We start from the raw sequence: 25,161 nt of genomic DNA, 5'->3' as shown, positions 1-25,161 counted from the left end.
CCAGTCTAGTCGCGGGATTCCGCGGCGCCCGCCGCGAGGGCCTCGGACTGTTCGTCCTCGAGATCTTCCACTTCTTTCTCCCAGGCGTCGCGCGCGAGGCGATACCAGAGGTACAGCGCGAAGCCGGCGAAGATGGCCCACTCGGCCGCGTAGAAGATGTTGAGCCAGTTGACGCGCGAGCGCTCATCGGGCGCGGGCGATGCGATCGCGTCGAGCGGGCCGATCGCCGTCTGCGACGCGATGTATTGCCGGTAGACATCGAGACCCTGCGTGTCGTGCCAGCGGCCCAGCAGCATGGCCGGCGACATCTTCACGAGCGTCAGAGGATCGGCGTCGGCGGGCGGAATGGACGCCCCCTCGTCGGAGATGAGACGGCCGGTGACCTCCACCACCGCGGTGGGATCGGCCTCGGCCTCGGCGCGCAGCTCATCGGCGGCCGCATCGGCCTGATCGCGGCTGCTCGTCCACCCGGTGGCGACGGCGATCGACGTCGGCTGAGCCGCGCCGGCGACGCGCAACTGCCCGGTCACCCAGTAGCCCTGGACGTCGTCGTTGTACCGCGACGAGACGACGATGAAGTCGGATGCCACCCAGGTGCCGCTCGTCTCGACCCGCTGTCCCACGAGGGGCTCGGCAAGGTAGTCGCCCGGCTGGACGACGTCGGCGAGCGGTCGCACGATCTCGGTCTGACCCGGCTCGGGGGGTGCGGTGTCGACCGCGCGCCCCAACTGCCACTGCCCCAGCCACGCCAGCGCGCCCGCCACGATGAGCGAGAACGCCAGCAGCGCGATCCAGCGCGGCCGCAGCATGACCTCCCGCAGCGTCGGCGGAAAGATCTGCGGCGGAGCCGGCTCGGTCGTGGGGGTGGAGGTCATGGGGCTCCGGGATCAGTGCCCGTAAGGGGCGACGACGACCTCGACGCGTTGGAATTCCTTGAGGTCGGAGTACCCGGTGGTCGCCATCGACTTCTTGAGGGCGCCGATGAGGTTGGCCGTGCCGTCGGCGACCGGAGCGGGGCCGTAGAGGACCTGCTCGAGCGGACCGACGCGGTCGACCTCGACACGACGACCGCGGGGAAGCTTGGGGTGGTGCGCTTCGGGACCCCAGTGGAAGCCGCGGCCGGGGGCATCGGTCGCGCGGGCGAGCGCGACTCCGAGCATGACCGCGTCGGCGCCCATGGCGAGCGCCTTGACGATGTCGCCCGAGGTGCCCACCCCGCCGTCGGCGATCACGTGCACGTAGCGTCCGCCCGACTCGTCGAGGTAGTCGCGGCGAGCGCCGGCGACGTCGGCCACCGCGGTGGCCATCGGGGCGTGCAGTCCGAGGGTGGCGCGCGTGGTCGAAGCCGCTCCCCCGCCGAACCCGACGAGCACGCCCGCGGCACCGGTGCGCATGAGGTGCAGAGCGGCCGTGTAGGTGGCCGCCCCGCCCACGATCACGGGGACATCGAGGTCGTAGATGAACTTCTTGAGGTTGAGCGGCTCGGCGACCTTCGACACGTGCTCCGCCGACACCGTGGTGCCTCGGATCACGAACAGGTCGACGCCCGCGGCGACCACGGTCTCGTACAGGTCCTGCGTGCGCTGCGGCGTGAGGGCGCCCGCGACCGTGACGCCCGCGGCCCGCACCTCGGCGAGGCGATCGCGCACGAGCTCGGGCTTGATGGGCTCGGCGTAGAGCTCTTGCATGCGACGCGTGGCATCGGCGTCCGCGAGCGTGGCGATCTCGGCCAGCAAGGGCTCGGGGTCGTCGTAGCGCGTCCACAGCCCCTCGAGATCGAGCACGCCCAGTCCGCCGAGGCGGCCCAGCTCGATCGCCGTGCGGGGGCTGACCACGGAATCCATGGGGGCACCGAGCACGGGGATCTCGAAGGGGAACGCGTCGATGGTCCACGCGGTCGAGACGTCTTCGGGGTTGCGCGTGCGCCGCGACGGCACGACGGCGATGTCGTCGAAGGTGTACGCGCGGCGGGCGCGCTTGGCGCGGCCGAGATCGATCTCCATGGTCACCCCCTCAGCCTACCCGCGCCCTCCGACATCCCCGTCGGGATCGTCCACCGACGAATGTCGGCCACCCAGCGCGCGTGTCAGCGGCCCGTCGACGACGTACAGCAGGAACGCCCAAGAGCCCAGCCACGGGCTGAGCGCGACGACACCCGCACCGACGACGACGGCGGTGAGACCGGCCCGCCCGGCGGCGCGCGTCTCGACAGCGGAGAGGTCGGCCACGGCGCCCGACCGCGCGGCCCAGAGCCATTGCAGCCAGCTGAAGAACAACGACACCAAGAACACCCCGGGCAGCACGAGTTGTCCGAGCCTCAGGTTCTCGCCGCCGTAGTTGACGGAGGCCGCGAACGGCACCAGCACGACGAACAACAACCGCAACGTGTTCAACCACATGCCCAGGGTGTCCACCCGCACGATGTGCTCGAACTGTTCGACGTGCGTCATCCACAAGCGGCAGAGCACCAGGAACGCGATGACGAACGTCGCGAGCGTCGGGGCGAGCTCGGCCAGCGCGGTACCGAGCGCCGCGTCGGAATCCAGCGCCCCCACGGGGTGGTCGGTGAGCCCGAGAACGAGCAGGGTCGCGGCGATCGCGAACACGCCGTCGGTGAAGGCCTCCGTCCGGCGCGCCGAGACCGAAGCTCGGGGGTGACTTCTGCGTCCGATCATGCCGTCAGCGTAACGGCGGGCGATTCGGGCCCACCTCGTGACGCCCTCCCGGGTCGCAGAACGGCCGGGCACTCGTGCACCCGGCCCTTCGCTGCGACGCTTACTTCTTGTAGTTCGGCGCCTCGACCACGATCTGGACGTCGTGCGGGTGCGATTCCTTCAGACCCGCCGACGTGATGCGGACGAACCTGCCCTTGGACTTGAGCTCCTCGACGGTGCGTGCACCGACGTAGAACATCGACTGGCGAAGGCCCCCGATGAGCTGGTACGCCACCGCGGCGACCGGCCCGCGGTACGGGACCTGACCCTCGATGCCCTCGGGGATGAGCTTGTCGTCGCTGGGGACGTCGGCCTGGAAGTAGCGGTCCTTCGAGTACGAGGTCTTCTTGCCGCGCGTCTGCAGAGCGCCGAGCGAGCCCATCCCGCGGTACTGCTTGAACTGCTTGCCGCCCTGGAACACGATCTCGCCCGGCGACTCGTCGGTACCGGCGAGGAGCGAGCCGAGCATGACGGTGTCGGCGCCCGCCACGAGGGCCTTGGCGATGTCGCCCGAGTACTGCAGGCCGCCGTCGGCGATCACGGGCACGCCCGCGGGGATCGCCGCCTTCGCGGCCTCGTAGATCGCGGTGACCTGCGGCACGCCGACGCCCGCGACCACGCGGGTGGTGCAGATCGAGCCCGGACCGACGCCGACCTTGACGGCATCCACTCCCGCGTCGATGAGCGCCTGGGCGCCCTCGCGGGTCGCGACGTTGCCACCGATGACGTCGATGTGATCGAACGAGGAGTCTGCCTTGAGACGGCTCACGATGTCGATGACCCCGGCCGACTGCCCGTTCGCCGTGTCGACGACGAGGACGTCGACGCCCGCGTCGCGCAGGGCCTCGGCACGCTGCCACGCGTCACCGAAGAAACCGATGGCAGCGCCCACGCGTAGTCGCCCCTGGTCGTCCTTGGTGGCGAGGGGGTACTTCTCGCTCTTGTCGAAGTCCTTGATCGTGATGAGGCCGGCGAGCTTGCCGTCGTCGTCGACGAGCGGGAGCTTCTCGACGCGGTGCTTCGCGAACGTCGCGATGACGTCGTTGGCGTGGATGCCGACGTGCCCGGTGATCAGGCCGTCCTTCGTCATGACGTCCCTGACCTTGGTCGTCTGGCGCTCGAAGCCCGAGACGAAGCGCATGTCGCGGTTCGTGATGATGCCGACCAGAACGCCGTCGAGATCGACCACCGGCAGGCCCGAGATGCGGTACTGCGCGCACATCGCGTCGACCTCGGCCACCGTGGCATCCGGATTCGTGGTGATCGGGTTCGAGACCATGCCCGACTCGCTGCGCTTGACCTGGTCGACGATGCCGGCCTGGTCCTCGATCGAGAGATTGCGGTGGACGATGCCGATACCGCCCTGACGCGCGATGGCGATCGCCATGCGCGCCTCGGTGACGGTGTCCATCGCGCTCGAGAGCAGGGGCGTGGCCACCGTGATTCGGCGGCTCAGACGCGACGACGTGTCGGCCTCGCTCGGGATGACGTCTGTGTGGCCGGGAAGCAGCAACACGTCGTCGTAAGTCAGTCCGATGAAACCGAACGGGTCGTGCTGCTCCATGAATCCTCCTGCGCGCGCGGCGCCTGCTCGAAAAGGGACGTCGTCGGCCGGGGCGCGTGCGGCGCGCTCCGCCTGAAAGTGTAAGCGCCGTAGGGACCTCTTTTCTTCCCCGCTCGCGCGATATACCCCACATCACACGCCCGCCACTACCCCCGTTGCGCAGGGGTGAAGACGCCCCGAATGCGCAACGCACAGCGAATACATCGCGTCCGGGTATCGTTCTCGCATCGACTGCTGCGATGGAAACAACGCGGCAATAATCCCGGACTACGGTGTCCGGGCGGCGACGGTCCACGTCGTCGAACGACCAGGAGGTTTCGTGACCACTCGGCAAGCATCTCCACGGATGCCTCGCCGTCGACGCTCGATCCTGACGCTGCTGTCAGGACTCTTCGCTGCCGCTCTGGTGCTCGGGTTCGCCCCCGCATCGACGGCAGCCGTCAACGACGAGGATCTTCCCTATTCCATCACGGTGAACGTGCGCTCCGAGGGAGAGCCCGTCGCTCAGGCGAAGGTCACCGCCACCGACGGTTCCTTCACGGGCGAGGCCACGACAGACGAGCGCGGTCGCGCGACAATCAAGGTCCCCACCAAAGAGGGGTCCTGGACAGTGGACCTGGATCGCAACTCCCTCCCCTCGGGTGTGACTGTTCCGGACGGCCAGGAGTTCGAGCGGCAGGTGCAGTTCGGCAGCTCCAGCACCGTCTCGAGCAACTTCACCCTCGGCGCCGCGGAACGCCAGACGGTCGGCTTCATGGACCAGCTGCTCTCGCGCACGGTGAACGGCCTGAACTTCGGCCTCATGCTCGCCCTCGCCGCGATCGGACTCTCGCTCGTGTTCGGCACGACGGGCCTGTCGAACTTCGCCCACGGCGAGATGGTGACCTTCGGCGCCATCGCCGCGTTGTTCCTGAGCGCGGGCACCGGATGGTCGATCTGGATCGCGATCCCCCTCGCGGTTGTCCTCTCGGGAGTCTTCGGCCTCGCGATGGATGCCGGGATCTGGAGGCCCCTTCGAAGGAAGGGTCTCGGCATCGTCCAGCTCATGATCGTCTCGATCGGTCTGTCACTGGCGCTGCGCTACGTGTTCCAGATCTTCATCGGCGGCGGCACGCAGCAGCTCCCGGGCGCGTCGAGCGACATCATCCCGGGCCTCGGATCGATCCGCATCAGCGTGACCGACCTGACGAGCATGGGCATCTCGATCGTCGTGATCGCGGCCTTCGCGTGGTTCCTCACCCGGACGCGTCTGGGCCGGGCCACCCGTGCGGTGTCCGACAACCCCTCGCTCGCCGCCGCCAGCGGCATCGACGTCGACAACGTCGTGCGCATGGTCTGGATCCTGGCATCCGCTCTCGCCGGTCTCGCGGGCGTGCTGTGGGCCTACTTCCGCCCCGGCATCCGCTGGGACATGGGTTCCGGCATCCTGCTGCTCATGTTCGCCGCCGTCGTGCTCGGCGGACTCGGTACCGCGTTCGGAGCTCTCATCGGCTCGATCGTGGTCGGCCTCCTCGTCGAGGTGTCCACCCTGTGGATCCCCTCCGACATGAAGTATGTGGGCGCCCTCGTCGTGCTCATCGTCATCCTCCTCTTCCGGCCGCAGGGCATCCTCGGCCGCCGAGAGCGAATCGGGTAGGTAAACCATGGACTTCCTGCAGATCCTCTCGAACACGGCCTCGCAGATCCTCGCGCCGGCCACGTTCGGTTACGCCCTTGCGGCCATCGGCCTGTCGATGCACTTCGGCTTCGCCGGCCTTCTCAACATGGGCGTCGCCGGCTTCATGGCCATCGGCGCCTACGGCTTCGCGATCTCGATCCTGACGTTCGGCCTTGCGTGGCCGCTCGCCGCTCTGATCGGTTTCGCAGCGGCCGTCGTGTTCGCGCTCATCATGGGCATCCCGACGCTTCGGCTGCGAGGCGACTACCTCGCCATCGTCACGATCGCGGCCGCCGAGATCCTCCGACTGGTGTTCCTCACCTCGACCTTCCGTGGCGTCACGGGCTCGGCCGACGGCCTGTTCAACTTCCAGTCGGGGTGGCGCGGCGAGAACAACCCGCTCCCGGCAGGGGACTACGGCATCGGCCCGTGGACGTACAACGCCAACCGCTGGTACGTCATCCTCATCGGCCTGGTCGCCGTCGCCGTCGCGGTCCTCCTCGTCTGGATGCTCATGCGCAGCCCCTGGGGTCGTGTCATCCGCGGCATCCGCGAAGACGAAGACGCCGTGCGCGCACTCGGAAAGAACGTCTTCGCCTTCAAGATGCAGGCACTCGTCATCGGCGGTGTGATCATCGCCGCGGGCGGCATCATCACCGCCATGGACACGAACGTGAACCCGAACGTCTACGTCACCTCGCAGACGTTCTTCGTGTACACGGCGCTCCTGCTCGGTGGTGCGGCGACGATCTTCGGCCCGGTGCTCGGCGCCGTGCTGTTCTGGGTCGTGCGCGCGTTCCTGTCGAACCTGTTGCCGGCGCTGTCCTCGATCGGACTGCTGCCGTTCCTCACCGCAGACCAGTCCCAGATGCTCGTCTTCGTCATCGTCGGCGTCGCGCTCATGCTGCTCGTGATCTTCCGCCCCCAGGGCATCCTGGGCAGCAAGAAGGAGATGACCTTTGTCCGATGAGTCCACGCCGGTCGTGCCCAGCGCCTCGGCGCCGCGGGTGAAGGCGACCGGGCTGCACAAGGGCGAGATCGCCCCCGGCGTCGCGAAGGTCGACCCGATCATCATCGCCGACAACGTCCGCCGCGACTTCGGCGGCAACACCGCCGTCGATGTGAAGCACCTAGAGATCCCACGAAATGCCATCACGGCGCTGATCGGGCCCAACGGTGCGGGCAAGACGACGCTGTTCAACCTCCTGACCGGCTTTGACAAGCCCAACAGCGGCCAGTGGTCGTTCGACGGCCGCAACCTCGCCGGTATCCCCGCGTTCAAGGCGGCCCGCATGGGTCAGGTGCGCACGTTCCAGCTCACCAAAGCGCTGGGTCTGCTCACCGTCCTCGAGAATATGAAGCTCGGCGCGACGAAGCAGAAGGGCGAGAGCCTGCTCTCGAGCATCCTCCCGTTCGTGTGGCGTAAGCAGGAGACCGACAACGACGCCAAGGCGCGCGAGCTGCTCAAGCGTTTCAAGCTCGACAGCAAAGAGACCGACTTCGCGGCCTCCCTCTCGGGCGGCCAGCGCAAGCTCCTCGAGATGGCGCGAGCGCTCATGAGCGATCCGACGCTGGTCATGCTGGACGAGCCGATGGCCGGGGTCAACCCCGCGCTGACGCAGTCGTTGCTCGACCACATCCTCGATCTCAAGGACCTCGGTATGACCGTGCTGTTCGTCGAGCACGACATGCACATGGTCCGCCACATCGCCGACTGGGTCGTCGTGATGGCCGAGGGCAAGATCGTCGCCGAGGGGCCGCCCGACACCGTCATGAAGGACCAGGCCGTGATCGACGCGTACCTCGGCGCACACCAGGACGTCGACCTGGGTGTTGTCACCGGCCGCCACGAGGGCACGGTCGACTCGACCGCAGCCGCCGAGCTGCTCGAGACCGCGCAGCAGGTCGACGCCGCGATCGACGCAGAGTCGTCGCACGAGAAGGAGGACGGTCGATGACCGCCAACGTTGTCGAGCTCCGCGACGTGCATGCCGGGTACCTGCCGGGCGTGAACATCCTCAACGGCGCCAACCTGACCGCTGCTCCCGGCGAGCTCATCGGCATCATCGGCCCCAACGGCGCCGGAAAGTCGACGATGCTCAAAGCGATCTTCGGCCAGGTGAAGGTACGCTCGGGGTCCGTTCTGCTGCAGGGCGAAGAGATCACGGGCCTGCGGGCCAACAAGCTCGTCGCCAAGGGCGTCGGGTTCGTCCCGCAGACGAACAACGTGTTCCCGAGCCTGACGATCGCGGAGAACCTTCAGATGGGCCTGTATCAGCGACCGAAGGGGTTCAACGAGCGCGTCGACTTCGTCACGAGCATCTTCCCCGACCTCGCCAAGCGCCTGAAGCAGCGCGCCGGCTCGCTGTCGGGCGGTGAGCGCCAGATGGTCGCCATGGGACGCGCGCTCATGATGGACCCGAAGGTACTGCTGCTCGACGAGCCGTCGGCCGGCCTGTCTCCGGTTCGTCAGGACGAGGCGTTCATCCGCGTATCCGAGATCAACAAGGCCGGGGTGACCTGCATCATGGTGGAGCAGAACGCCCGCCGCTGCCTGCAGATCTGCGACCGCGGCTACGTGCTCGACCAGGGTCGCGACGCCTACACGGGAACCGGTCGCGAGCTCATGGACGACCCGGCTGTGATCGGTCTGTACCTGGGCACGCTCGGCACCTGAGCCGAGCCCCCGCCGGAAGGCCCGAGTCCCCCAGGGGCTCGGGCCTTCCGCTTTGCCGCCGAGGTGCGCCCGCTCGGCTTCCCCGCCCTAACCGCTTCGAAGGCGACGACGTGCCCTTCTCGGAGGTCAGTGCGCGCCGTCGTCGGGACGCTCGTTGCAGCGGACGCGCTGTACCGCCCGGGCGAGGCGGGAGAACGGATGCCACGGACCCGAGCTTCTGATTCGCTCTACGGTCCGCGCCGACTAGCTGGGCCCCTCCGACGCAGCCTTGTGCTGACGTGCGCCTGCCACGAGGCCGCGGTCAGAGCCTGTGGACGCCTCACTGTCCGGGCCTTTTCGAATGCGGACGAACGCACCCCGCCCGGAACCTTCGCGGCCAACCGTTCGAGGTGCGCGCCGCCCGCAGGGAGCTGAAGGCGCGTGGATGCCGTGGCCGAGCCGCGGAACGGTCTCCCCCCGCGCACGGGAAAGGGCCCCGGGACCGAAGTCCCGGGGCCCTTCACGGGGAACCGATCAACCGGCGCGGAGCCAGCTGTAGTTGTTGTCGTCGCCGTACTCGAAGACACCGATGGTGGCCTGCGTCGGGTCGCCCACGTCGTTGAACGTGATCGGGCCCGAGACGCCGTCATAGTCGGCCTCGCCGCCGCCGATGATGATGTCGGCGCACGCGGCGTAGGTGGTGCACTTCGTGCCACCGCCCGTACCGCCCGAGACCGCCTGCATGTTGGCAGCCACGTCGGGACCGGCCGCCGAGCCCGCCTTCAGCGCCGCGAGGGCGAGGAGGATGACCGAGTCATACGACTCGGGGGCATAGGTGAAGTCGTCGAGCTTGGGGTTGCCCTTACCGGTCCAGAACGACTCCAGCGTGCTGCGGAAAGTCGCCGTCGAATCGGGATCGACGCTCGGGTAGGTCCCCTTGGCGCCGGTGAGGGTGCCGTTCGGGAACTGCGTACCGAAGTTCTTCAGGTTGCCGTCGACGAAGAACAGCTTGTCCTTCGCGAAGCTGGCGGTCAGGTCGGGGATGATCGTCGAGACCTCGTCGAACGTGATCAGGGCGATCGCATCGGGCTTCTGGGCCAGGACGTCCTCGATCTGCGCCGAGAAGTTCGTGTCACCGGTGTTGTAGAGGCTGGTGGCCACGACGGATCCGCCGGCACCCTCGAACGCCTTCTTGGTGAAGCACGCGAGACCGGTGCCGTACGAGTCGTTCAGCACGATCATGCCGAGAGTCTCGTTGCCCTCGGAGGCGATCAGGTTGCCGAGGACCTCGCCCTGGAGCACGTCCGAGGGAGCAGTCCGCCAGTACAGGCCCTTGTCGTTGTACCCGGTGAAGGCCGCCGAGGTGTTGGCAGGCGAGATCTGCACGGCGTTCGCCGCGATGACCTGGTCGATGAACTGCAGCGAGGTTCCCGACGATGCGGCACCGACGATCGCCGTCGCACCCGCACCCAGCAGGCGCGGGATCTCGGTCTCGTAGGCCTTGTTGTCGGTGTCACCCGAGTCGCCCTGGAGGAGGTTGATGTTCACGCCCTTGGCTGCGGCGTTGACATCGGCGGCCGCGAGCTCGGTGCCGGCGATCTCGGGCGGGCCGAGGAAGGCGAGGTTACCGGTGACGGGCAGCGCCGTGCCGATGTTGTACGTGAGGTCTTTGGCGGGGCCGGTCGAAGTCGACGAGTACTCGGGCGTGTACGAGGCGGGTTCGGCGGCGTTGCAGTCGATCGGGAAATCGCCTCCACCGGCGGCGTTGCCGGAGTCGGACGGAGTGCTGGTACCGGTACAACCGGCGAGGACGAGCGCGGTGACGCCGACCACGGCGAAACCGCCGATGACCTTCGCCGCACGCGAACGGGAGAGGACACTCATATGGGTGCTCCTTGGTGAGTTGGAACCGCGCGGATAACCCGCTCGGATTGTGACAAACCTAATGGCGCACTTGTAGCCGCGATGTTGCAATGTGTTAACGGTCGATTACGCGACCTAATCGTTACTTTTTCGCGGCAATTCCGAGCCGCGAAACGAAAGAAACAGGTCAAACGGGCTCGGACACGTCCACCGCAGCCCGGCGATGACGCCGCGAGGCGACGACGGAGTCGACGCTGAGGATCACGAGCGCCACCCACACGAGTGCGAACCCGATCCACCGTTCGAGGGTCATGGGCTCGTGCAGCACCCATACACCGATCCCGAACTGGATGATGGGCGCGACGAACTGCAGCAGGCCGATGACGGTGAGCGGTACGCGCCGTGCCCCCGAGGCGAACAGCAGGAGGGGGACGGCGGTGACGGCTCCCGCGAGCAGGAGCAGAACGGTGTGCAGTGCTCCCGCCGTGCCCAGGGTGATGCCGGTGAGGTTCGCGACGAACACCAGCTGGATCGCCGCGACCGGGAGCAGCCACAGCGACTCGAGGGTCAGCCCGCTCACGGCATCCACCGCCGGTCCGATCTGCTTCTTCACTAGGCCGTAGAAGCCGAACGAGAAGGCGAGGGTCAGGGCGATCCAGGGGAAAGCGCCATAGCCGATGACGATGACCGCGACCGCGACGACCGCCAGGCCGATGGCGGTCCACGGCACGACGCGCAGCCGCTCACGGAGCACGATCACCCCGAGCAGCACCGTCACGATGGGGTTGATGAAGTAGCCGAGGCTCGTCTCGATGACGTGGTTCGTCAAAGCGCCGTAGAGGTAGGTCTGCCAGTTGATGTAGATGAGTACGCCCGCCAACGCGGTGAGCCCCATGAGCCGCGGCTGCCGCACGATCGCGAGGAACGGCCGCCACGTGCGCAGCACCGTCAACAGCAGCAGGCAGAACACGAACGCGAGGATGATCCGCCAGGCGACCACCTCGAACGGGCCGGTGGGCCTGAGCTGCAGGAAGTAGAGGGGGAGGACGCCCCAGAGCAGGTATGCGCCGAGCGCGTACAGCGCCCCGCGGGTGCTCCCGCCGGTCGGAGCGGGAGGCGCGGGGGTCACCGCTTCAGCCTAGGGGTCCCTCGGTGACTCGCAGCGCCGACCGTCGCGTCTTTCCTGCCACATCGGACTCCGGCGGCGGGTACGAAGAAGGCCCCGGATGCCGTGGCATCCGGGGCCTTCGAACGATCTCACTCGATCAGCGGACGACGACCGCCAGGACGTCGCGAGCCGAGAGCACGAGGTACTCGTCGGCGCCGAACTTGACCTCGGTGCCGCCGTACTTGCTGTAGAGCACGCGGTCGCCGACGGCGACGTCGAGGGGGACACGGTTGCCGTTGTCGTCGATGCGGCCGGGGCCGACGGCGACGACTTCGCCCTCCTGCGGCTTCTCCTTGGCGGTGTCGGGGATGACGAGACCACTCGCAGTGGTCTGCTCAGCCTCGACCTGCTTGATGACGATGCGGTCCTCGAGCGGCTTGATGGAAACCGACACGGTCTACCTCTTCTTTCTCGTTACAGAAGACTTGTCAGCACTCACGCGGGGAGAGTGCTAATTCGAGTGTAGAGAAGCGCTGGCACTCACGCAACGCGAGTGCCAGCAAGAACCCCCGCCTAGGCTGAATCAGTGGATACCAGCGAGCTGACCGCCCTGCTCACGCCCGAGGGCCTGCGCCTCCTCGACGAGGTGGGCACCCTCGATTCGGTCGATGAGGTCGCCCGGTCGGTGTCGCGCCTGCGGGCCGCCGGCCACTCCCCCGATCTCGTGTCGGCCGTCGTCGGCCAAGCACGCCTGCGGGCGCGCGCGACGGCGAAGTTCGGACCCTTCGCCGACCGCATGCTCTTCACGCGCGCCGGCCTCGAGCAGGCCACCCGCCTCTCGATCGCCGCCCGTCACGCCGGACGCTTCCGCGCCGCGGGAATCGACAGCGTGGCGGACCTCGGGTGCGGGATCGGCGGTGACGCCCTCGGGATGGCGGGCCTCGGCATCCGGGTCCACGCCGTCGACGCCGACGAGGTGACCGCCGCCATCGCCGCCTACAACCTCGCCCCCTTCGGCGACGCGGCGACGGTGCGGCACGCGCGCGCCGAAGACGTGGACCTGGGCGCGACGGATGCCGTGTGGCTCGACCCCGCGCGACGCACCGCCGGTCATGCCGAGACGCGACAGGTGTCGTCGGCCGAGTGGTCGCCCTCGCTCGAGTGGGTCTTCGAGCAGTTGAGGAAGACGCCGGGCGGCGTGAAGCTCGGGCCGGGCTTCGACCGCACGCAGATCCCCGACGAGTTCGAGGCGCAGTGGATCAGCGCCGACGGTTCGACGATCGAGCTCGTGCTCTGGGCCGGCGCTCTCGCCCGAGAGGGCGTTCGCCGCGCGGCACTCGTCGTGCGCGCCGACGACGCGTGGGAGCTCACCGCCCCGGGCGACAGCCCCGACGTCGAGGAGCGCGAGCTCGGCGAGTTCGTGCACGAACCCGACGGGGCCGTCATCCGCGCGCGTCTCATCGGCGAGGTCGGTCGAGCCCTGGATGCCGGCATGCTCGCGCCCGGCATCGCCTATCTCACCTCGGATGCGGCGTTGACGAGCCCGTTCGTGTCGTCGTTCCGGGTGCGCGAGCAGCTGCCCGCCGACCCGAAAAAGCTCGCGCAGGCGTTGCGCGCGCGGGGCATCGGCACGCTGGAGATCAAGAAGCGCGGCGTCGACGTCGACCCGGCGGTGCTGCGGAAGAAGCTCGCTCTGCGCGGCGATTCCTCGGCCACGCTCATCCTCACGCGCGTGGGGTCGAAGCGTCTCGCGCTGCTGGCCGACCGCGTCTGACGGCTCCGCTCACCCGACGGCGAGCTGCGAGAAGCCCCAGACCAGCCAGCCGACGCTGAACGCGACGGAGAGCAGCGCGAGCGCCAGGGCCCACACGGCGACCCGGCGGCTGTCGTGGGCCCGCCGGAGCGAGACGATCGCGAGAGTCGAGCCGATCACACCGACCGGAAGCAGCCAGCCGGTGAACAACGCGGCCGCCAGCGCGATGACCGCCACGCCGAGGGCCCAGGGCGCGACGGACGGCGGCTTCGGAGGGACGGGCGGCGCATACGGGATCAGGTGATCGCCGAACGCCGCCATCTCGAGCTGGGCGGTGGGCAGACGGTTGTCGTCGTCCACCTCGGGGGCGACGATCTCTGACCCCGCGGCGCGGACGCCGGCGGGCAGGGGCGGCACGGGGGGAAGGTCGACCGCGGGGCCGGCCTCTTCCTTGCGTGCACGGCGCGTGGGCGGCGGCGTGTCGGTCACGGCGTCGTTCCCGCGCGTGGCGCCGGGGCGTCGGCATCCGGATCCTCCGCCACCTGGATCTCGGTGACGGGCAGCGTCGAGTCCGCTCCGAAGGCGAGGGTCGAGGGGCGGCGACCCGACGAGATGAGTTCCGCGGCGAGAGCGGCGATCATCGCGCCGTTGTCGGTGCACAGGCGCAGCGGCGGGATGCGCACGGCCACACCGGCGGCCGCGGCCCGCTCGAGGGCGACATCACGCAGGCGCTTGTTGGCGATGACGCCTCCGCCCAGCAGCAGGCGGGGAACGCCGTGACGCTCGCAGGCGTCGAGGGCCTTGGTCACGAGCACGTCGACGACGGCCTCTCGGAACGAGGCGGCCACGTCGGCGACCGGGACGACCTCGCCCGCGGCCTCGTGCTGTTCGACCCACCGAGCCACGGCCGTCTTCAGGCCCGAGAACGAGAAGTCGTAGCGGTGGGATGCCATGTCGGAGGCCCGCGAGAGCCCGCGCGGGAATCGGATCGCGGTGGGGTCGCCCGAGGCGGCGACCCGATCGATCTCCGGGCCACCGGGGTACGGCAGCTTCAGCAGGCGCGCGACCTTGTCGAAGGCTTCACCCGCTGCGTCGTCCATCGTCTCGCCGAGGAGCTCGACATCGCTCGTCAGGTCGCGGACCAGCAGGAGCGAGGTGTGCCCACCGCTGACGAGAAGGGCGACGGTGGGGTACTCGAGTTCTCCCGCGTCGGCGTCGAGGATGTCGGCCGCGATGTGCCCGACCAGGTGGTTGACGGCGTAGAGAGGCTTGTCGAGGGCGACGGCGAGCCCCTTGGCGGCGCCCACCCCGACCATCAGGGCCCCCGCGAGACCGGGACCGCTCGTCACGGCCACGGCGTCGAGGTCGCCGAGGGTGACGCCGGCCTCGGCGAGCGCCGCGTCGATCGAAGGCTGCAGCGCCTCGAGGTGGGCGCGCGCGGCGACTTCGGGCACCACCCCGCCGTAGCGGGCGTGCTCGTCCATGCTCGAGGCGATCGTGTTGCTGAGCAGCTGTCGGCCGCGGACGATGCCGATGCCCGTCTCGTCGCAACTGGTCTCGATACCGAGTACGAGGGGCGCGTTCATCAGCACCAGCCCTTTCCGGAGGCGGTCGGTGGCGTGGATTCGGACGAGGTCAGGGGAATCGCCTCTCCCGGCGCCTCCGATCCGATTCCGTGAGACCGGTCCGGTCCTTCGAGACCGGATGCCGGGATGCCCGCGGTCTCCGCCCGCCGCCCGGCCCACCCGCGCAGATCGAGCTGCATGACGATCGCGTCGACGTCGTCGGGTTGGTAGTACCGGGGGCGGCGACCGACCTCGGCGAAGCCCTCGGAGAGATACAGCTTCTGCGCGACGGGGTTGTCGGCGCGGACTTCGAGGAACACGTCGTGCACCTCGCGGCGAACGGCCTCCTCCAGCAGAGCCGTCAGCAGAGCCCGGCCCCGCCCCCGGCCGCGCGCGGCCTCGGAGATGGTGATCGTCTGGATGTCGGCATCCCGGGCCCCGCGCACCGCGCGAAGCCCCGCGTAGCCGACGAGTCGACCCGCCTCTTCGACGACGACGTACCAGCCGTGCGGTGAGGCGAGTTCTTCGCGCATCATCGCCGGGCTCCACGCATCCGTCGGGAACGAGGCGCGCTCGAGCGCCATGATGCCGTCGAGATCGGCGACGGTCGCGGTGCGGGTCGCCATCAGCTCACCCGCTTGGGCGCGTGCGCGGCGACCACATCGGGGCTGCGCAGGTAGAGGGGCTCGGAGTCCGCGAGCGTGCGGCCGGCGTCGAGGGCTCGCGCCGCGGCGAGCGCGATCATCGCGGCCGACACGGTGGTGGCGTCGTATCGACGGGCGCCTGCGGCAACCAGCCGGGCGTCGAGGTCGTCGCGAGGGCTCAGCTGCGCGTCCGACACCCGCACGGGAAGACCGTCGTCGTCGATGCCCTCGTAGACGCTGTAGGCGAACTCCCTGCGCCGCGCGTCGGTGACGACGGCGAAGCGACCGGTGTCGGTCCCCGTCAACACGTCAGCGAGGAGGAGACCGAGGGCGATGCCGTCGTGGCTCGGCACGGGGACGGCGGGGATGCCGCGGCCGAGGGCGTACACGCGAGCGGTGGCGATACCCACCCGCAGCCCGGTGAAGGGACCGGGGCCCATGCCGACAGCGACGTGCGTGGGGGCGGGGGCTGCGACCGTGGCCCGGCGCAGGAGATCGCCGATCACCTCGGCGTGGCCGAGCGGGTTGGAGCTCTGCTCGTCGGCGAGCACCTCTCCGTCGCGGGCGATCGCGGCGACGGCGGTGCCGAGGGAGGTGTCGATGCCGAGAATCACGCATCCAGCGTATCCGGCCGCTCCTCGGCGGCATCCGAACTCCCCCTCCGCTCCAAAGAGGGGGCATGGATCATGACGCCCTCGGCCTCCGCCGCGTCGTCGTCCCCACCGGGGCGGCGCCGATCGTGGTGCACGCGGGTCGGCGGTCGGGGAGCCCCGTCGCCACGATCCTGCTGCACGGCGCGGCCGGGTCGTGGCGCACGTGGCGTCCGATGATCGCGGCGAGCGACCAGCTCCGCCTCCCCCTGTCGGACATCGTCGCGGTCGATCTGCCGGGCTGGGGCGAGACGCCGGGGCCGGTGCCGGAGCCGGCCGAGATCGCGGTGGCGGTAGCCGGCGTCGCCCGCGCACTCGGCTACCCGAGATGGCGCGTCGTCGGGCACTCGCTCGGGGGCGTGATCGCTCTCGACGTCGCCGCCCGCTTCCCCCGTGAGACCGTCGCGGTCGGGGTGGTCTCCCCCAGCGGCGCCGGTGCGCGCGCCGTCGCCCGGCGGCCGTTCCGTCAGGCTCCGAGGCTGCCGTGGTTGGCGGGGATGGTTCTCGCCATGCGGGTGTTGCGCGGTCTCGGCCCCCTCGCCCGCCCGCTGCTGCGCCTGCTGCGTCGCACGGGAGCGTTGCACAGCCTCTCTCGCCCGCTCTTCCGGCATCCGGAGAGCGTCGACCGGTCGGTGACCGACGATCTCGCCGACGAGATCCGTCCCTCGGCCTTCCTGTCCGCGGCCCACCTCTCTCGCGCGCACGACGATGGCGTGTGGCGACGCATCTCGTGCCCGGTTCGCTCCGTCCGGGGTGCGGGCGATGTCTTCGTCGCCGAGCGCGACGCCCGCCAGTGGGAGCGACTGATGCGCGACTACGACGACCGTGTTCTGGAAGAGAGCGGGCACTTCGCCCACGTCGAGCAACCGGTCGAGACCCTGCGCGCGCTGCGCGAGGTATGGGCTGCGGACCGCGCCCCGGCATCGCGCGGAAGAGGGGGAGGATCCGGCGGCTCCTCTGCGCGTCGAGCGGGGTTCAGGGCAGACGCGAGATCGTGACCCGCCGCGGGGCGTCGGCGTCGAGCTCGACGGTGTGCACGGCGATCTCGCCGCAGGCGTTGTCGACCCCGCGTCCCCCGACCTGACGGTCGATCTCGATCTCCCACCACGTGTCGGCGAGGTACTCCGCGACGCCGCGGCCCCACTCCACGATCACCGCGGAACCCGCGACGTCGATGTCGAGATCATCGAGCTCGACCGCGGCCCCCAGTCGATAGGCGTCGACGTGCACGAGAGGGGTGCCCCCGACCAACGAGGGATGGGTGCGGGCGATCACGAAGGTGGGGCTCTGGACGGGACCCCGGATGCCGAGCCCCTCGCCGATTCCCCGGGTCAGGGTCGTCTTGCCGGCGCCGAGAGGCCCGGTCAGCACGACCACGTCGCCCGGGGCCAGTGCGCGGCCGATCTGCCGGCCCAGCTCCTCCATGTCGCTCGGGCTTTCGATCACCCGCTCGCCGAGCAGTGCGTCGGGAACACTCACGCGCGGACCTCCCGTCGGGGCACGCGAACGCCCACGCGCGTGACGATCTCGTAGTCGATGGTGTCGGCGGCATCCGCCCAGTCCCGCGCCGAAGGCACGCCCAGGGTCGGGTCCCCGAAGAGGACGACCTCGTCACCCACCGCGACCGGGTGGTCGCCCACATCGACGATGAACTGGTCCATCGCGATGCGTCCGGCCACGGTGAACCGGCGGCCGTTGATCGAGACCGGCCCCCGACCCGAAGCCTGCCGGGGCACGCCGTCGGCGTAGCCGAGGGGGACCAGCGCGAGCGTCGTCTCGCGGTCGGTGCGGTAGTCGTATCCGTAGGACACCCCCGTGCCCGCAGGAACCCGCCGGACGGCCGCGACCGCGCCGCGCAGGGTCATGGCCGGGCGCAGGCCCAAGTCGGCCGACGAGCGATGCTCGAACGGGGAGATGCCGTACAGACCGATGCCGATCCGCACGCACCCGAGCCGGGTCTCGGGTAGTGCGATGGCCGCGTTCGTGGCCGCGATGTGCCGCAGCGGCGGATTCAGCCCCACGGATGCTGCGAGCACCACTCCTTCTTCGAACCGGGCCAGAGCGGCGCGATCGTCGGCCTCGCTCGTGTTCGACAGGTGCGAGAACAGCCCGACCACGTGCAGCCGGCCGATGCGCTCGAGACGCGCGGCCTCGGAGAACACCATGCGCCAATCGGCGGGGGCGATGCCGTTTCGAGACAGCCCGGTCTCGATCTTGAGGTGCACGGTCGCGGGTCGCTCACCGTGAGCGGCCTCGGCCGCGCGGAGCAGCTGGTCGATGTCGGAGATACCGAGCTCGATCTCTTCGCGCACGGCCTCGACGAACGATGCGCCCGGAGCGTGCAGCCAGGCGAAGAGCGGGGCGGTGATGCCGGCGCGGCGCAGAGCCAGCGCCTCGTCGATGTCGGACACGCCGATGCGCGTCGCCCCTCCGCGAAGCGCGGCGACGGCTGTGCGGTGAGCCCCGTGCCCGTACCCGGCGGCCTTGACGACCGCGATGATCTCCGACCCCGTCAACGCGCGCAGATGACGGACGTTCTCGGTGATCGCATCGACGTCGATCATCGCTTCGCGCAGCACTCCCGGTGCCATCGTCATGCGTCGTCCTCTCGAGTGGGCGGATTCACGGATGCCGGGGCCTCGGCGCCCGCACGGGATTCGGCGATGACATACGCCGTCGCCAGCCCCGCGTCGTGCGACATCGACAAATGCAGGGCCGTGATCCCCCGGCGGGCGACCGTGGCGGCCGTCTCGCCGCTGAGCGAGAAGACCGGACGTCCCGACGCCTCCGAGGTGACCTCGATGTCGATCCAGTGCACGCCGTCGGATCCGCCCAGCGCCTTGATCAGGGCTTCTTTCGCCGCGTACCGCGCCGCCAGGGAGCGGGGCTTGAGCGTGCGCTCGGTCGCTGAGAACAGGCGGGGAATCAGCCGAGGGGTACGCCGCAGATGCTCCTCGAACCGCGGAACGTCGACAAGGTCGACGCCGATACCGACGATCACGTGCGCTCCCCTCTCGACTGCCCTCTTATTCTGCCGGTGCCCGCGGACACCGAGACGACGAAGGGGCCGGATGCCACGGCATCCGGCCCCTTCGATGCGGTGTCTATTCGACCGTCACCGACTTGGCGAGGTTGCGCGGCTGGTCGACGTCGAGCCCCTTCGCCTCGGCCAGGCCCATCGCGAAGATGTGCAGCGGCACGACGGCCAGGAGCGGCTCGAAGAGCGGTGCGGCCAGCGGGATGCGCAGCACCTCGTCGGCCGCGGGGAGCACGGCGACGTCTCCCTCTTCGGCGATCGCGATGACGCGGGCACCGCGGGCGCGGATCTCCTCGATGTTCGAGACGACCTTCTTGTGCATCTCGCCCGAGCCGCGGGGGCTGGGAACGACGACGAAGACCGGCTGACCGGGCTCGATGAGCGCGATCGGGCCGTGCTTGAGCCTCACCGGCGGCGAAACCCTCGGCGTGGATGTAGGCGAGCTCTTTGAGCTTGAGCGCTCCTTCGAGCGCGATCGGGTAACCGACGTTGCGGCCGAGGAACAGCACCGATCGGGTGTCGGCCATCCAGTGCGCGAGCTGCTCGATCCGGGCCTGCTCGGTCTCGAGCACGCGCGCGATCTTGCCGGGCACCGCCTCGAGCTCGGTCACGGCCTCGACGGCGACGACCGGATCGACCGCACCGCGGACGCGGCCGACGTGCAGGGCGAGCAGGTAGAGGGCGGTGATCTGCGCGACGAATGCCTTCGTCGAGGCGACGGCGACCTCGGGACCGGCGTGCGTGTAGACGATCGCGTCGGACTCGCGCGGGATCGTCGCCCCCTGGGTGTTGCAGATCGACAGGGTCTTGGCGCCGCGCGAACGGGCGTACTTGACGGCCATCAGGGTGTCCATGGTCTCGCCGGACTGACTGATCGAGACGACCAACGTGCGGGCGGTGAGCACGGGGTTGCGGTAGCGGAACTCGTGCGCCAACTCGACGTCGACGGGGACGCGGGTCCAGGTCTCGAGGGCGTACTTGCCGACCATGCCGGCGTACGCCGCCGTGCCGCACGCGATGACGAGGATACGGTCGATGTCGGCGAGGAAGTCGTCCATGCCGTCCAGCTCGGGGATCTCGACCCGGCCCTCGTGGATGCGACCGCGGATGGTGTTGGCGACGGCCTCGGGCTCCTCCGAGACCTCCTTGGCCATGAACGATGACCAGCCGCCCTTCTCAGCGGCCGAGGCGTCCCAGGTGACCTCGAAAGCCTCGACCTCGACGGGGGCGCCCGAGAAGTCCGTGACCTCGACGCCCTCGGGGGTGATGGCCACGATCTCGTCCTGGCCGATGGCCAGCGCATTGCGCGTGTGCTCGACGAAGGCGGCGACGTCGGAGCCGAGGAAGTTCTCTCCCTCGCCCAGACCGATCACGAGCGGCGAGTTGCGGCGGGCACCGACGACCAGGCCCGGGTGATCCTCGTGCATCGCGAGGAGCGTGTACGCCCCCTCGAGGCGCGACACGACCGAGCGGAACGCCTGCACCAGGTCTTTGGTGCGCGCGTACTCGCGACCGATCATGACCGCGGCGACCTCGGTGTCGGTCTCGCTGCGGAACGCGAAGCCCTCGCCGACGAGCTCGCTCTTGAGCTCGGCGAAGTTCTCGATGATGCCGTTGTGGATCACGGCGAGCTTGTCGTCGTCGGCCAGGTGCGGGTGGGCGTTGGCGTCGGTGGGGCCACCGTGCGTCGCCCAGCGGGTGTGACCGATGCCGGTGGTGCCGTTCGGCATGGGCGTGGACTCGAGGTCCCCGCGCAGCACGGCGAGCTTTCCCGCGCGCTTGCGCATGTCGAGCCGCCCGTCGCCGTCGATCACGGCGATGCCGGCGGAGTCGTACCCCCGGTACTCCAGACGCGACAGACCCGCCAGCAGGATGTCCTGGCTCTGCCGAGGACCCACGTACCCGATGATTCCGCACATGGAGTCGAGTCTACGTGGCGGGGCTGAGCAAACCCCTCCGCGACGACCCGAGAGGCGGGCCCGAGCGATTCCGGCGCCGCACGGCGGGACCGGGTCGCTCCCGGGCCGGCCCGTTCAGAGCTTGCGGAGCAGCACGGTCTCGACCGTGTGGTCTGGACCCTTCTGAAGCACGAGCTTCGCGCGATGGCGCGTGGGCAGCACATTCTCTTCGAGGTTCGGCAGGTTGATCTCCCGCCAGTATCCGAGCGCACGCTCGACGGCCTCTTCGTCGCTGATGTCGGCGAAGACCTTGAAGAACGAGGTCGGATTGGTGAAGGCGTTGTCGCGCAGCGCGAGGAAACGGTCGACGTACCAGCGTTCGATGTGCGCCGCATCGGCATCGACGTAGATCGAGAAGTCGAACAGATCGCTGACGGCCACTTCGTTCGGCGACGGCGGCGGCTGGAGCACGTTCAGCCCCTCGACGATGACGACGTCGGGTCGATGAACCGTGACGTGCGCGTCGGGCATGATGTCGTATCGCACGTGGGAGTAGAACGGAGCCCGCGCCTCCTCCGCACCCGACTTCACCTCGCTGAGGAACTCCACGAGCGCCCGCCGGTCGTACGACTCCGGGAAGCCCTTGCGGTCCATCAGACCGCGCCGTTCCAACTCGGCGTTCGAATAGAGGAATCCGTCGGTGGTCACCAGCTCCACCCGAGGGGTGTCGGGCCAGCGGCTCATCAGCTCGCGCAGCAGACGCGCGATGGTCGACTTGCCCACCGCCACCGACCCGGCGACTCCGATCACGAAGGGAGTCGTGGCATCCGGCTCCCCCAGGAAGGTGCTCGTGTCGGCACCGAGCCGACGGGTGGCCCGCGCGTACAAGCTCAACAGACGGCTCAACGGCAGGTAGACCTCGGCGACCTCGCGGGGGTCCAGCCGATCTCCGATGCCGCGCAACTGCACGATCTCGTTCTCGGTCAGCGGCTGCTCCAGCCCACCGGCCATGCGAGCCCAGTCGTCGCGGTCGATCTGACGGTAGGGGCTCAGCGACGGCGCGGGAGCTGCGGTCTCGGTCTCGGCGGCGGACACCCGCTCATGCTACCCGGGGCGTCACCCTCCCCCGCCGACCCCGGCCGTCTCCCCGCGGCCACTACGCTCGGGTCGTGCGCCTGGGAGTCCTCGACATCGGTTCGAACACCGTCCACCTGCTCGTCGCGAACGCCCGGGCGGGAGGACGCCCGACCGCCACCACCTCGCACCGCTCCGTGCTCCGGCTGATGCGCTACCTGCTGCCCGACGGGTCCATCTCGCAGGAGGGTGTGCGGGGACTGGTGGATGCCGTGACCGCCGCGCGCGATCGCGCCCGCGCCGAGCGGGTCGACGAGCTCCTCGCCACGGCCACCTCCGCGGTGCGCGACGCGACCAACGGAGAGGAGGTCATCGCCCTCATCGAGGAAGCGCTCGGACAGCCCCTCCAGGTTCTGGGCGGGGAGACCGAGGCCCGCTTCACCTACCTCGCGGTGAGGCGCTGGTTCGGCTGGTCGGCGGGGCAGATCCTGCTGTTCGACATCGGCGGCGGCTCCCTCGAGATCGCGGGCGGCGCCGACGAGCTCCCCGATCTCGCCGAGTCCGTGCCGCTCGGCGCGGGACGCTCCACGGTGCAGTTCCTCCCCCACGACCCTCCCAGCGGCGAGGAGATCGACGCGCTGCGTCAGCACGCGGCATCCGTCCTCGCCCCCGTCGCCGAGCGCTTCGCCGCCCTCCCGCGCCCCGACCACGTGGTGGGGTCGTCCAAGGCCATCCGATCGCTCGCGAAACTGGCGGGCTATCCCGTCCCCGGCTGGTCGGGCATCGACCGCATGGTGCTGCCTCGCAGAGAGCTGAAGGACTGGATCCCGCGGCTCGCTCGCATCCCCGCCGACGCACGCGAGGCCCTGCCGGGCATCACCGCCGACCGCACGTTCCAGATCGTGGCCGCCGCGGTCGTCGTCGAGCGCGCCATGAAAGCGCTCGATGTCGAGGAGCTCGAGGTCTCACCCTGGGCGCTGCGCGAGGGCGTCCTGCTGCGCTACATCGAATCGCTCGAGTACTGATCACCGCGGCATCCCTTCGACGGGACCTCCGCGGACGTCAGCGCCGATCGAGGACGGGGCGGGCGTGCTCGACGCACGTCCGCCCCGTCCTCCGGGGTCAGAGGGCGAGGCGCTCCCGCACGACCTCGGCCAGCCGATCGGCGTGTGCGCGGGCGTCCTCTTCGGAGGCCGCTTCGACCATCACTCGCACGAGCTGCTCGGTGCCCGACGCGCGCAGCAGCACACGACCGGAGTCGCCGAGCTCGGCCGTCGACGCGGCCACGGCTCGCTGGACGCCCTCGTCGCTCACGCCGTCGCGATCCACGCCGCGCACGTTCACCAGCACCTGCGGGTAGACGGTCATGATCGAGGCGAGCTCAGCCAGCGTCTTGTCTTGACGGGCCATCTCGGCCACGAGGTGCAGGCCGGTCAAGAGGCCGTCACCGGTGGTGGCGAAATCGCTCATGATCACGTGTCCGGACTGCTCGCCGCCGAGGGAGTAGCCGCCCTCGTTCATCGCCTCGAGCACATAGCGGTCACCCACGCCGGTCTGCAGAACCCGGATGCCGTGGGCCTGCATCGCACGGTGGAGTCCCAGGTTGCTCATGACCGTCGCCACGAGCGTGTCATCGGCGAGCGCCCCGCGCTCCTTCATCGCGACCGCGAGGATCGCCATGATCTGATCGCCGTCGACGATCTTGCCCTGCGCGTCGACGGCGAGGCAGCGGTCGGCGTCACCGTCGTGGGCGATGCCGACGTCGGCGCCCAGACGTACGACGGCCTCGGCGAGCACGTCGAGGTGCGTCGAGCCCACGCCGTCGTTGATGTTCAAGCCGTCGGGCTCGGCTCCGATGACCGTCACCTGGGCGCCCGCGTCCTTGAAGGTCTCGGGCGACACGCCCGCCGCCGCGCCGTGGGCGCAGTCGAGGACGACGTGGATGCCGTCGAGACGGTGCGGCAGAGACCCGAGAAGGTGCAGCACGTAGCGGTCCTCGGCGTCGGCGAAACGACGAATGCGCCCGACTCCCGCGCCGGTGGGCTGCAGCCGCTCGCCTTCGAGGGCGCTCTCGATGCGCTGCTCGACGATGTCGGGCAGCTTGGTTCCGCCACGGGCAAAGATCTTGATGCCGTTGTCAGGGGCCGGGTTGTGCGACGCCGACACCATCACGCCGAAGTCGGCGTCGTGGTCGGCGATGAGGAACGCGGTGGCTGGAGTGGGGATGACGCCGGCGTCGAGAACGTCGACACCGGAGGAGGCCAGGCCTGCGGCGACCGCGGCCGAGAGGAACTCCCCCGAGACACGCGGGTCGCGGGCGACGACGGCCGTGAGGCGACGGCCCTCGGCCTTGCGCGCTTCCGCAGAACGGCCCTGGCCCAGGACGACAGCAGTCGCCTGGGCCAGGTGCAGCGCGAGTTCGGCGGTGAGGAGGCCGTTGGCCAGCCCCCGCACCCCGTCCGTGCCGAAGAGAGGCATACGGAGGATCGAACTCAGCGCTTGGAGTACTGAGGCGCCTTGCGGGCCTTCTTGAGACCGGCCTTCTTGCGCTCCTTGACGCGAGCGTCACGCGAGAGGAAGCCGGCCTTCTTGAGGGTCGGGCGGTTGTTCTCGGCGTCGATCTCGTTGAGCGCGCGAGCGATGCCCAGGCGCAGCGCGCCGGCCTGACCCGAGGGGCCACCGCCGGAGATGCGCGCGATCACGTCGTACGAGCCGGCGAGCTCGAGCACCGTGAACGGGTCGTTGATCAGCTGCTGGTGCAGCTTGTTCGGGAAGTAGTCCTCGATCGTGCGGCCGTTGACCGTGATCGTGCCCGAGCCGGGAACGAGACGCACGCGGGCGATTGCCTGCTTGCGACGGCCCACGGCTGCGCCGGGAACCGAGAGCACGGGGCGCTCGGTGGCGACGACCGACTGCTCGGCCGGCGTCTCGGTGCTGTAGTTGCTGGAGTCGATGTTCGACACTGTTTCGTCCTTATC

At 69.6% G+C, this 25,161-nt stretch carries 24 protein-coding genes and 1 pseudogene; 7 read left to right on the top strand and 18 right to left on the bottom strand.

Going from position 1 to position 25,161, the window contains the following annotated elements:
* Nucleotides 1-5: 5 nt before the first annotated feature.
* From OVA17_RS08870 to guaB, 4 genes are all read right to left on the bottom strand, one after another.
* Nucleotides 6-875 (bottom strand): SURF1 family protein, encoded by an 870-nt coding sequence (locus OVA17_RS08870; RefSeq protein ID WP_267786179.1) that lies wholly within the window; start codon nucleotides 873-875, stop codon nucleotides 6-8.
* Nucleotides 876-887: 12 nt separating this feature from the next.
* Entirely contained in the window at nucleotides 888-2,003 is a 1,116-nt protein-coding gene (locus tag OVA17_RS08865) for a GuaB3 family IMP dehydrogenase-related protein (protein ID WP_210072698.1), read from the bottom strand.
* A gap of 15 nt (nucleotides 2,004-2,018) precedes the next feature.
* A complete protein-coding gene (locus OVA17_RS08860; protein WP_267786178.1) occupies nucleotides 2,019-2,675 on the bottom strand; it encodes a TMEM175 family protein in 657 nt (218 codons plus the stop codon).
* Nucleotides 2,676-2,775: 100 nt separating this feature from the next.
* Entirely contained in the window at nucleotides 2,776-4,278 is a 1,503-nt protein-coding gene (guaB, locus tag OVA17_RS08855) for an IMP dehydrogenase (RefSeq protein ID WP_267786177.1), read from the bottom strand.
* 346 nt (nucleotides 4,279-4,624) lie between these two features.
* Here guaB and OVA17_RS08850 point away from each other — a divergent pair, with 346 nt between their 5' ends.
* From OVA17_RS08850 to OVA17_RS08835, 4 genes are read left to right on the top strand one after another with little or no spacing between them, the layout of a single operon-like run.
* Nucleotides 4,625-5,914: an ABC transporter permease subunit gene (locus tag OVA17_RS08850; RefSeq protein ID WP_267786176.1), complete on the top strand. Its 1,290-nt coding sequence runs from the start codon at nucleotides 4,625-4,627 to the stop codon at nucleotides 5,912-5,914.
* A 7-nt stretch (nucleotides 5,915-5,921) separates the two neighbouring features.
* A complete protein-coding gene (locus tag OVA17_RS08845) occupies nucleotides 5,922-6,905 on the top strand; it encodes a branched-chain amino acid ABC transporter permease (protein ID WP_267786174.1) in 984 nt (327 codons plus the stop codon).
* Nucleotides 6,906-6,918: 13 nt separating this feature from the next.
* The gene (locus tag OVA17_RS08840; protein WP_267789375.1) at nucleotides 6,919-7,893 is read left to right on the top strand and encodes an ABC transporter ATP-binding protein; all 975 of its coding nucleotides are present in this window, start codon (nucleotides 6,919-6,921) and stop codon (nucleotides 7,891-7,893) included.
* Nucleotides 7,890-8,612, top strand: a complete 723-nt coding sequence (locus OVA17_RS08835; protein ID WP_056226465.1) for an ABC transporter ATP-binding protein — start codon at nucleotides 7,890-7,892, stop codon at nucleotides 8,610-8,612. The genes OVA17_RS08840 and OVA17_RS08835 overlap by 4 nt, the downstream gene beginning before the upstream one ends.
* A 513-nt stretch (nucleotides 8,613-9,125) precedes the next feature.
* Here the strand turns inward: OVA17_RS08835 and OVA17_RS08830 are convergent.
* The 3 genes from OVA17_RS08830 to groES all read right to left on the bottom strand — a co-directional run bounded on the left by OVA17_RS08830 (nucleotide 9,126) and on the right by groES (nucleotide 12,016).
* On the bottom strand, nucleotides 9,126-10,475 hold the full coding sequence (locus OVA17_RS08830) for an ABC transporter substrate-binding protein (RefSeq protein WP_210072281.1): 1,350 nt from the start codon (nucleotides 10,473-10,475) through the stop codon (nucleotides 9,126-9,128).
* Between the two features lie 166 nt (nucleotides 10,476-10,641).
* The gene (gene rarD / locus OVA17_RS08825) at nucleotides 10,642-11,583 is read right to left on the bottom strand and encodes an EamA family transporter RarD (protein ID WP_267786172.1); all 942 of its coding nucleotides are present in this window, start codon (nucleotides 11,581-11,583) and stop codon (nucleotides 10,642-10,644) included.
* Nucleotides 11,584-11,719: 136 nt separating this feature from the next.
* The gene (gene groES / locus OVA17_RS08820; RefSeq protein ID WP_039394204.1) at nucleotides 11,720-12,016 is read right to left on the bottom strand and encodes a co-chaperone GroES; all 297 of its coding nucleotides are present in this window, start codon (nucleotides 12,014-12,016) and stop codon (nucleotides 11,720-11,722) included.
* A 132-nt stretch (nucleotides 12,017-12,148) separates the two neighbouring features.
* On the opposite strand from groES, the gene OVA17_RS08815 reads away from it, so the two are divergent.
* Complete coding sequence (locus OVA17_RS08815) at nucleotides 12,149-13,336, top strand: class I SAM-dependent methyltransferase (protein WP_267786170.1); 1,188 nt, start codon at nucleotides 12,149-12,151, stop codon at nucleotides 13,334-13,336.
* A 9-nt stretch (nucleotides 13,337-13,345) separates the two neighbouring features.
* On the opposite strand, the gene OVA17_RS08810 is transcribed toward OVA17_RS08815, so the two are convergent.
* The 4 genes from OVA17_RS08810 to tsaB are packed head-to-tail and all read right to left on the bottom strand — an operon-like array spanning nucleotide 13,346 to nucleotide 16,138.
* Entirely contained in the window at nucleotides 13,346-13,804 is a 459-nt protein-coding gene (locus tag OVA17_RS08810; protein WP_267786169.1) for a hypothetical protein, read from the bottom strand.
* On the bottom strand, nucleotides 13,801-14,901 hold the full coding sequence (gene tsaD / locus OVA17_RS08805) for a tRNA (adenosine(37)-N6)-threonylcarbamoyltransferase complex transferase subunit TsaD (protein ID WP_267786168.1): 1,101 nt from the start codon (nucleotides 14,899-14,901) through the stop codon (nucleotides 13,801-13,803). Before tsaD ends, OVA17_RS08810 begins: the two co-directional genes overlap by 4 nt.
* Entirely contained in the window at nucleotides 14,901-15,506 is a 606-nt protein-coding gene (gene rimI, locus OVA17_RS08800; RefSeq protein WP_267786167.1) for a ribosomal protein S18-alanine N-acetyltransferase, read from the bottom strand. The genes tsaD and rimI overlap by 1 nt, the downstream gene beginning before the upstream one ends.
* Nucleotides 15,506-16,138, bottom strand: coding sequence for a tRNA (adenosine(37)-N6)-threonylcarbamoyltransferase complex dimerization subunit type 1 TsaB (gene tsaB, locus OVA17_RS08795; RefSeq protein WP_267786166.1), 633 nt, complete (start codon nucleotides 16,136-16,138; stop codon nucleotides 15,506-15,508). Before tsaB ends, rimI begins: the two co-directional genes overlap by 1 nt.
* A 65-nt stretch (nucleotides 16,139-16,203) precedes the next feature.
* On the opposite strand from tsaB, the gene OVA17_RS08790 reads away from it, so the two are divergent.
* Nucleotides 16,204-17,172, top strand: a complete 969-nt coding sequence (locus OVA17_RS08790) for an alpha/beta fold hydrolase (protein WP_267786165.1) — start codon at nucleotides 16,204-16,206, stop codon at nucleotides 17,170-17,172.
* Here OVA17_RS08790 and tsaE read toward each other — a convergent pair.
* The 5 genes and pseudogenes from tsaE to coaA all read right to left on the bottom strand — a co-directional run bounded on the left by tsaE (nucleotide 17,150) and on the right by coaA (nucleotide 22,204).
* Nucleotides 17,150-17,653: a tRNA (adenosine(37)-N6)-threonylcarbamoyltransferase complex ATPase subunit type 1 TsaE gene (gene tsaE / locus OVA17_RS08785; RefSeq protein WP_267786164.1), complete on the bottom strand. Its 504-nt coding sequence runs from the start codon at nucleotides 17,651-17,653 to the stop codon at nucleotides 17,150-17,152. The genes OVA17_RS08790 and tsaE overlap by 23 nt on opposite strands.
* A complete protein-coding gene (gene alr, locus OVA17_RS08780; protein ID WP_267786163.1) occupies nucleotides 17,650-18,771 on the bottom strand; it encodes an alanine racemase in 1,122 nt (373 codons plus the stop codon). The genes tsaE and alr overlap by 4 nt, the downstream gene beginning before the upstream one ends.
* On the bottom strand, nucleotides 18,768-19,175 hold the full coding sequence (locus OVA17_RS08775; protein ID WP_210072289.1) for a holo-ACP synthase: 408 nt from the start codon (nucleotides 19,173-19,175) through the stop codon (nucleotides 18,768-18,770). Before OVA17_RS08775 ends, alr begins: the two co-directional genes overlap by 4 nt.
* 103 nt (nucleotides 19,176-19,278) lie before the next feature.
* Nucleotides 19,279-21,130: pseudogene (gene glmS / locus OVA17_RS08770) on the bottom strand (glutamine--fructose-6-phosphate transaminase (isomerizing)).
* A 114-nt stretch (nucleotides 21,131-21,244) separates the two neighbouring features.
* Nucleotides 21,245-22,204 carry a type I pantothenate kinase gene (gene coaA / locus OVA17_RS08765; protein WP_267786162.1) on the bottom strand — a complete coding sequence of 320 codons (960 nt, stop codon included), beginning with the start codon at nucleotides 22,202-22,204 and terminating at the stop codon, nucleotides 21,245-21,247.
* Nucleotides 22,205-22,278: 74 nt separating this feature from the next.
* Here coaA and OVA17_RS08760 point away from each other — a divergent pair, with 74 nt between their 5' ends.
* Nucleotides 22,279-23,208 (top strand): Ppx/GppA phosphatase family protein, encoded by a 930-nt coding sequence (locus OVA17_RS08760; RefSeq protein WP_210072292.1) that lies wholly within the window; start codon nucleotides 22,279-22,281, stop codon nucleotides 23,206-23,208.
* Between the two features lie 97 nt (nucleotides 23,209-23,305).
* Here OVA17_RS08760 and glmM read toward each other — a convergent pair whose 3' ends face one another.
* Nucleotides 23,306-24,661: a phosphoglucosamine mutase gene (gene glmM / locus OVA17_RS08755; RefSeq protein ID WP_267786160.1), complete on the bottom strand. Its 1,356-nt coding sequence runs from the start codon at nucleotides 24,659-24,661 to the stop codon at nucleotides 23,306-23,308.
* 14 nt (nucleotides 24,662-24,675) lie between these two features.
* Nucleotides 24,676-25,146, bottom strand: a complete 471-nt coding sequence (gene rpsI / locus OVA17_RS08750) for a 30S ribosomal protein S9 (protein ID WP_013583923.1) — start codon at nucleotides 25,144-25,146, stop codon at nucleotides 24,676-24,678.
* Nucleotides 25,147-25,161: the final 15 nt, after the last annotated feature.

It is taken from the genome of Microbacterium sp. SL75 (assembly GCF_026625865.1).
GTDB lineage: Bacteria > Actinomycetota > Actinomycetes > Actinomycetales > Microbacteriaceae > Microbacterium.
The sequence above is the reverse complement of the archived record's forward strand: the minus strand, read 5'-3'. Positions and strand labels throughout refer to the sequence as shown.

What these genes read in the sequence shown, in the direction of transcription:
- OVA17_RS08865 (WP_210072698.1), bottom strand. Translation starts at nt 2,003, where the DNA reads ATGGAGATCGATCTCGGCCGCGCCAAGCGCGCCCGCCGCGCGTACACC.
- OVA17_RS08850 (WP_267786176.1), top strand. Translation starts at nt 4,625, where the DNA reads ATGCCTCGCCGTCGACGCTCGATCCTGACGCTGCTGTCAGGACTCTTC.
- tsaD (WP_267786168.1), bottom strand. Translation starts at nt 14,901, where the DNA reads ATGAACGCGCCCCTCGTACTCGGTATCGAGACCAGTTGCGACGAGACG.
- OVA17_RS08860 (WP_267786178.1), bottom strand. Translation starts at nt 2,675, where the DNA reads ATGATCGGACGCAGAAGTCACCCCCGAGCTTCGGTCTCGGCGCGCCGG.
- OVA17_RS08830 (WP_210072281.1), bottom strand. Translation starts at nt 10,475, where the DNA reads ATGAGTGTCCTCTCCCGTTCGCGTGCGGCGAAGGTCATCGGCGGTTTC.
- OVA17_RS08835 (WP_056226465.1), top strand. Translation starts at nt 7,890, where the DNA reads ATGACCGCCAACGTTGTCGAGCTCCGCGACGTGCATGCCGGGTACCTG.
- OVA17_RS08870 (WP_267786179.1), bottom strand. Translation starts at nt 875, where the DNA reads ATGACCTCCACCCCCACGACCGAGCCGGCTCCGCCGCAGATCTTTCCG.
- guaB (WP_267786177.1), bottom strand. Translation starts at nt 4,278, where the DNA reads ATGGAGCAGCACGACCCGTTCGGTTTCATCGGACTGACTTACGACGAC.
- alr (WP_267786163.1), bottom strand. Translation starts at nt 18,771, where the DNA reads ATGACGATGGCACCGGGAGTGCTGCGCGAAGCGATGATCGACGTCGAT.
- glmM (WP_267786160.1), bottom strand. Translation starts at nt 24,661, where the DNA reads ATGCCTCTCTTCGGCACGGACGGGGTGCGGGGGCTGGCCAACGGCCTC.
- OVA17_RS08845 (WP_267786174.1), top strand. Translation starts at nt 5,922, where the DNA reads ATGGACTTCCTGCAGATCCTCTCGAACACGGCCTCGCAGATCCTCGCG.
- OVA17_RS08790 (WP_267786165.1), top strand. Translation starts at nt 16,204, where the DNA reads ATGGATCATGACGCCCTCGGCCTCCGCCGCGTCGTCGTCCCCACCGGG.
- rimI (WP_267786167.1), bottom strand. Translation starts at nt 15,506, where the DNA reads ATGGCGACCCGCACCGCGACCGTCGCCGATCTCGACGGCATCATGGCG.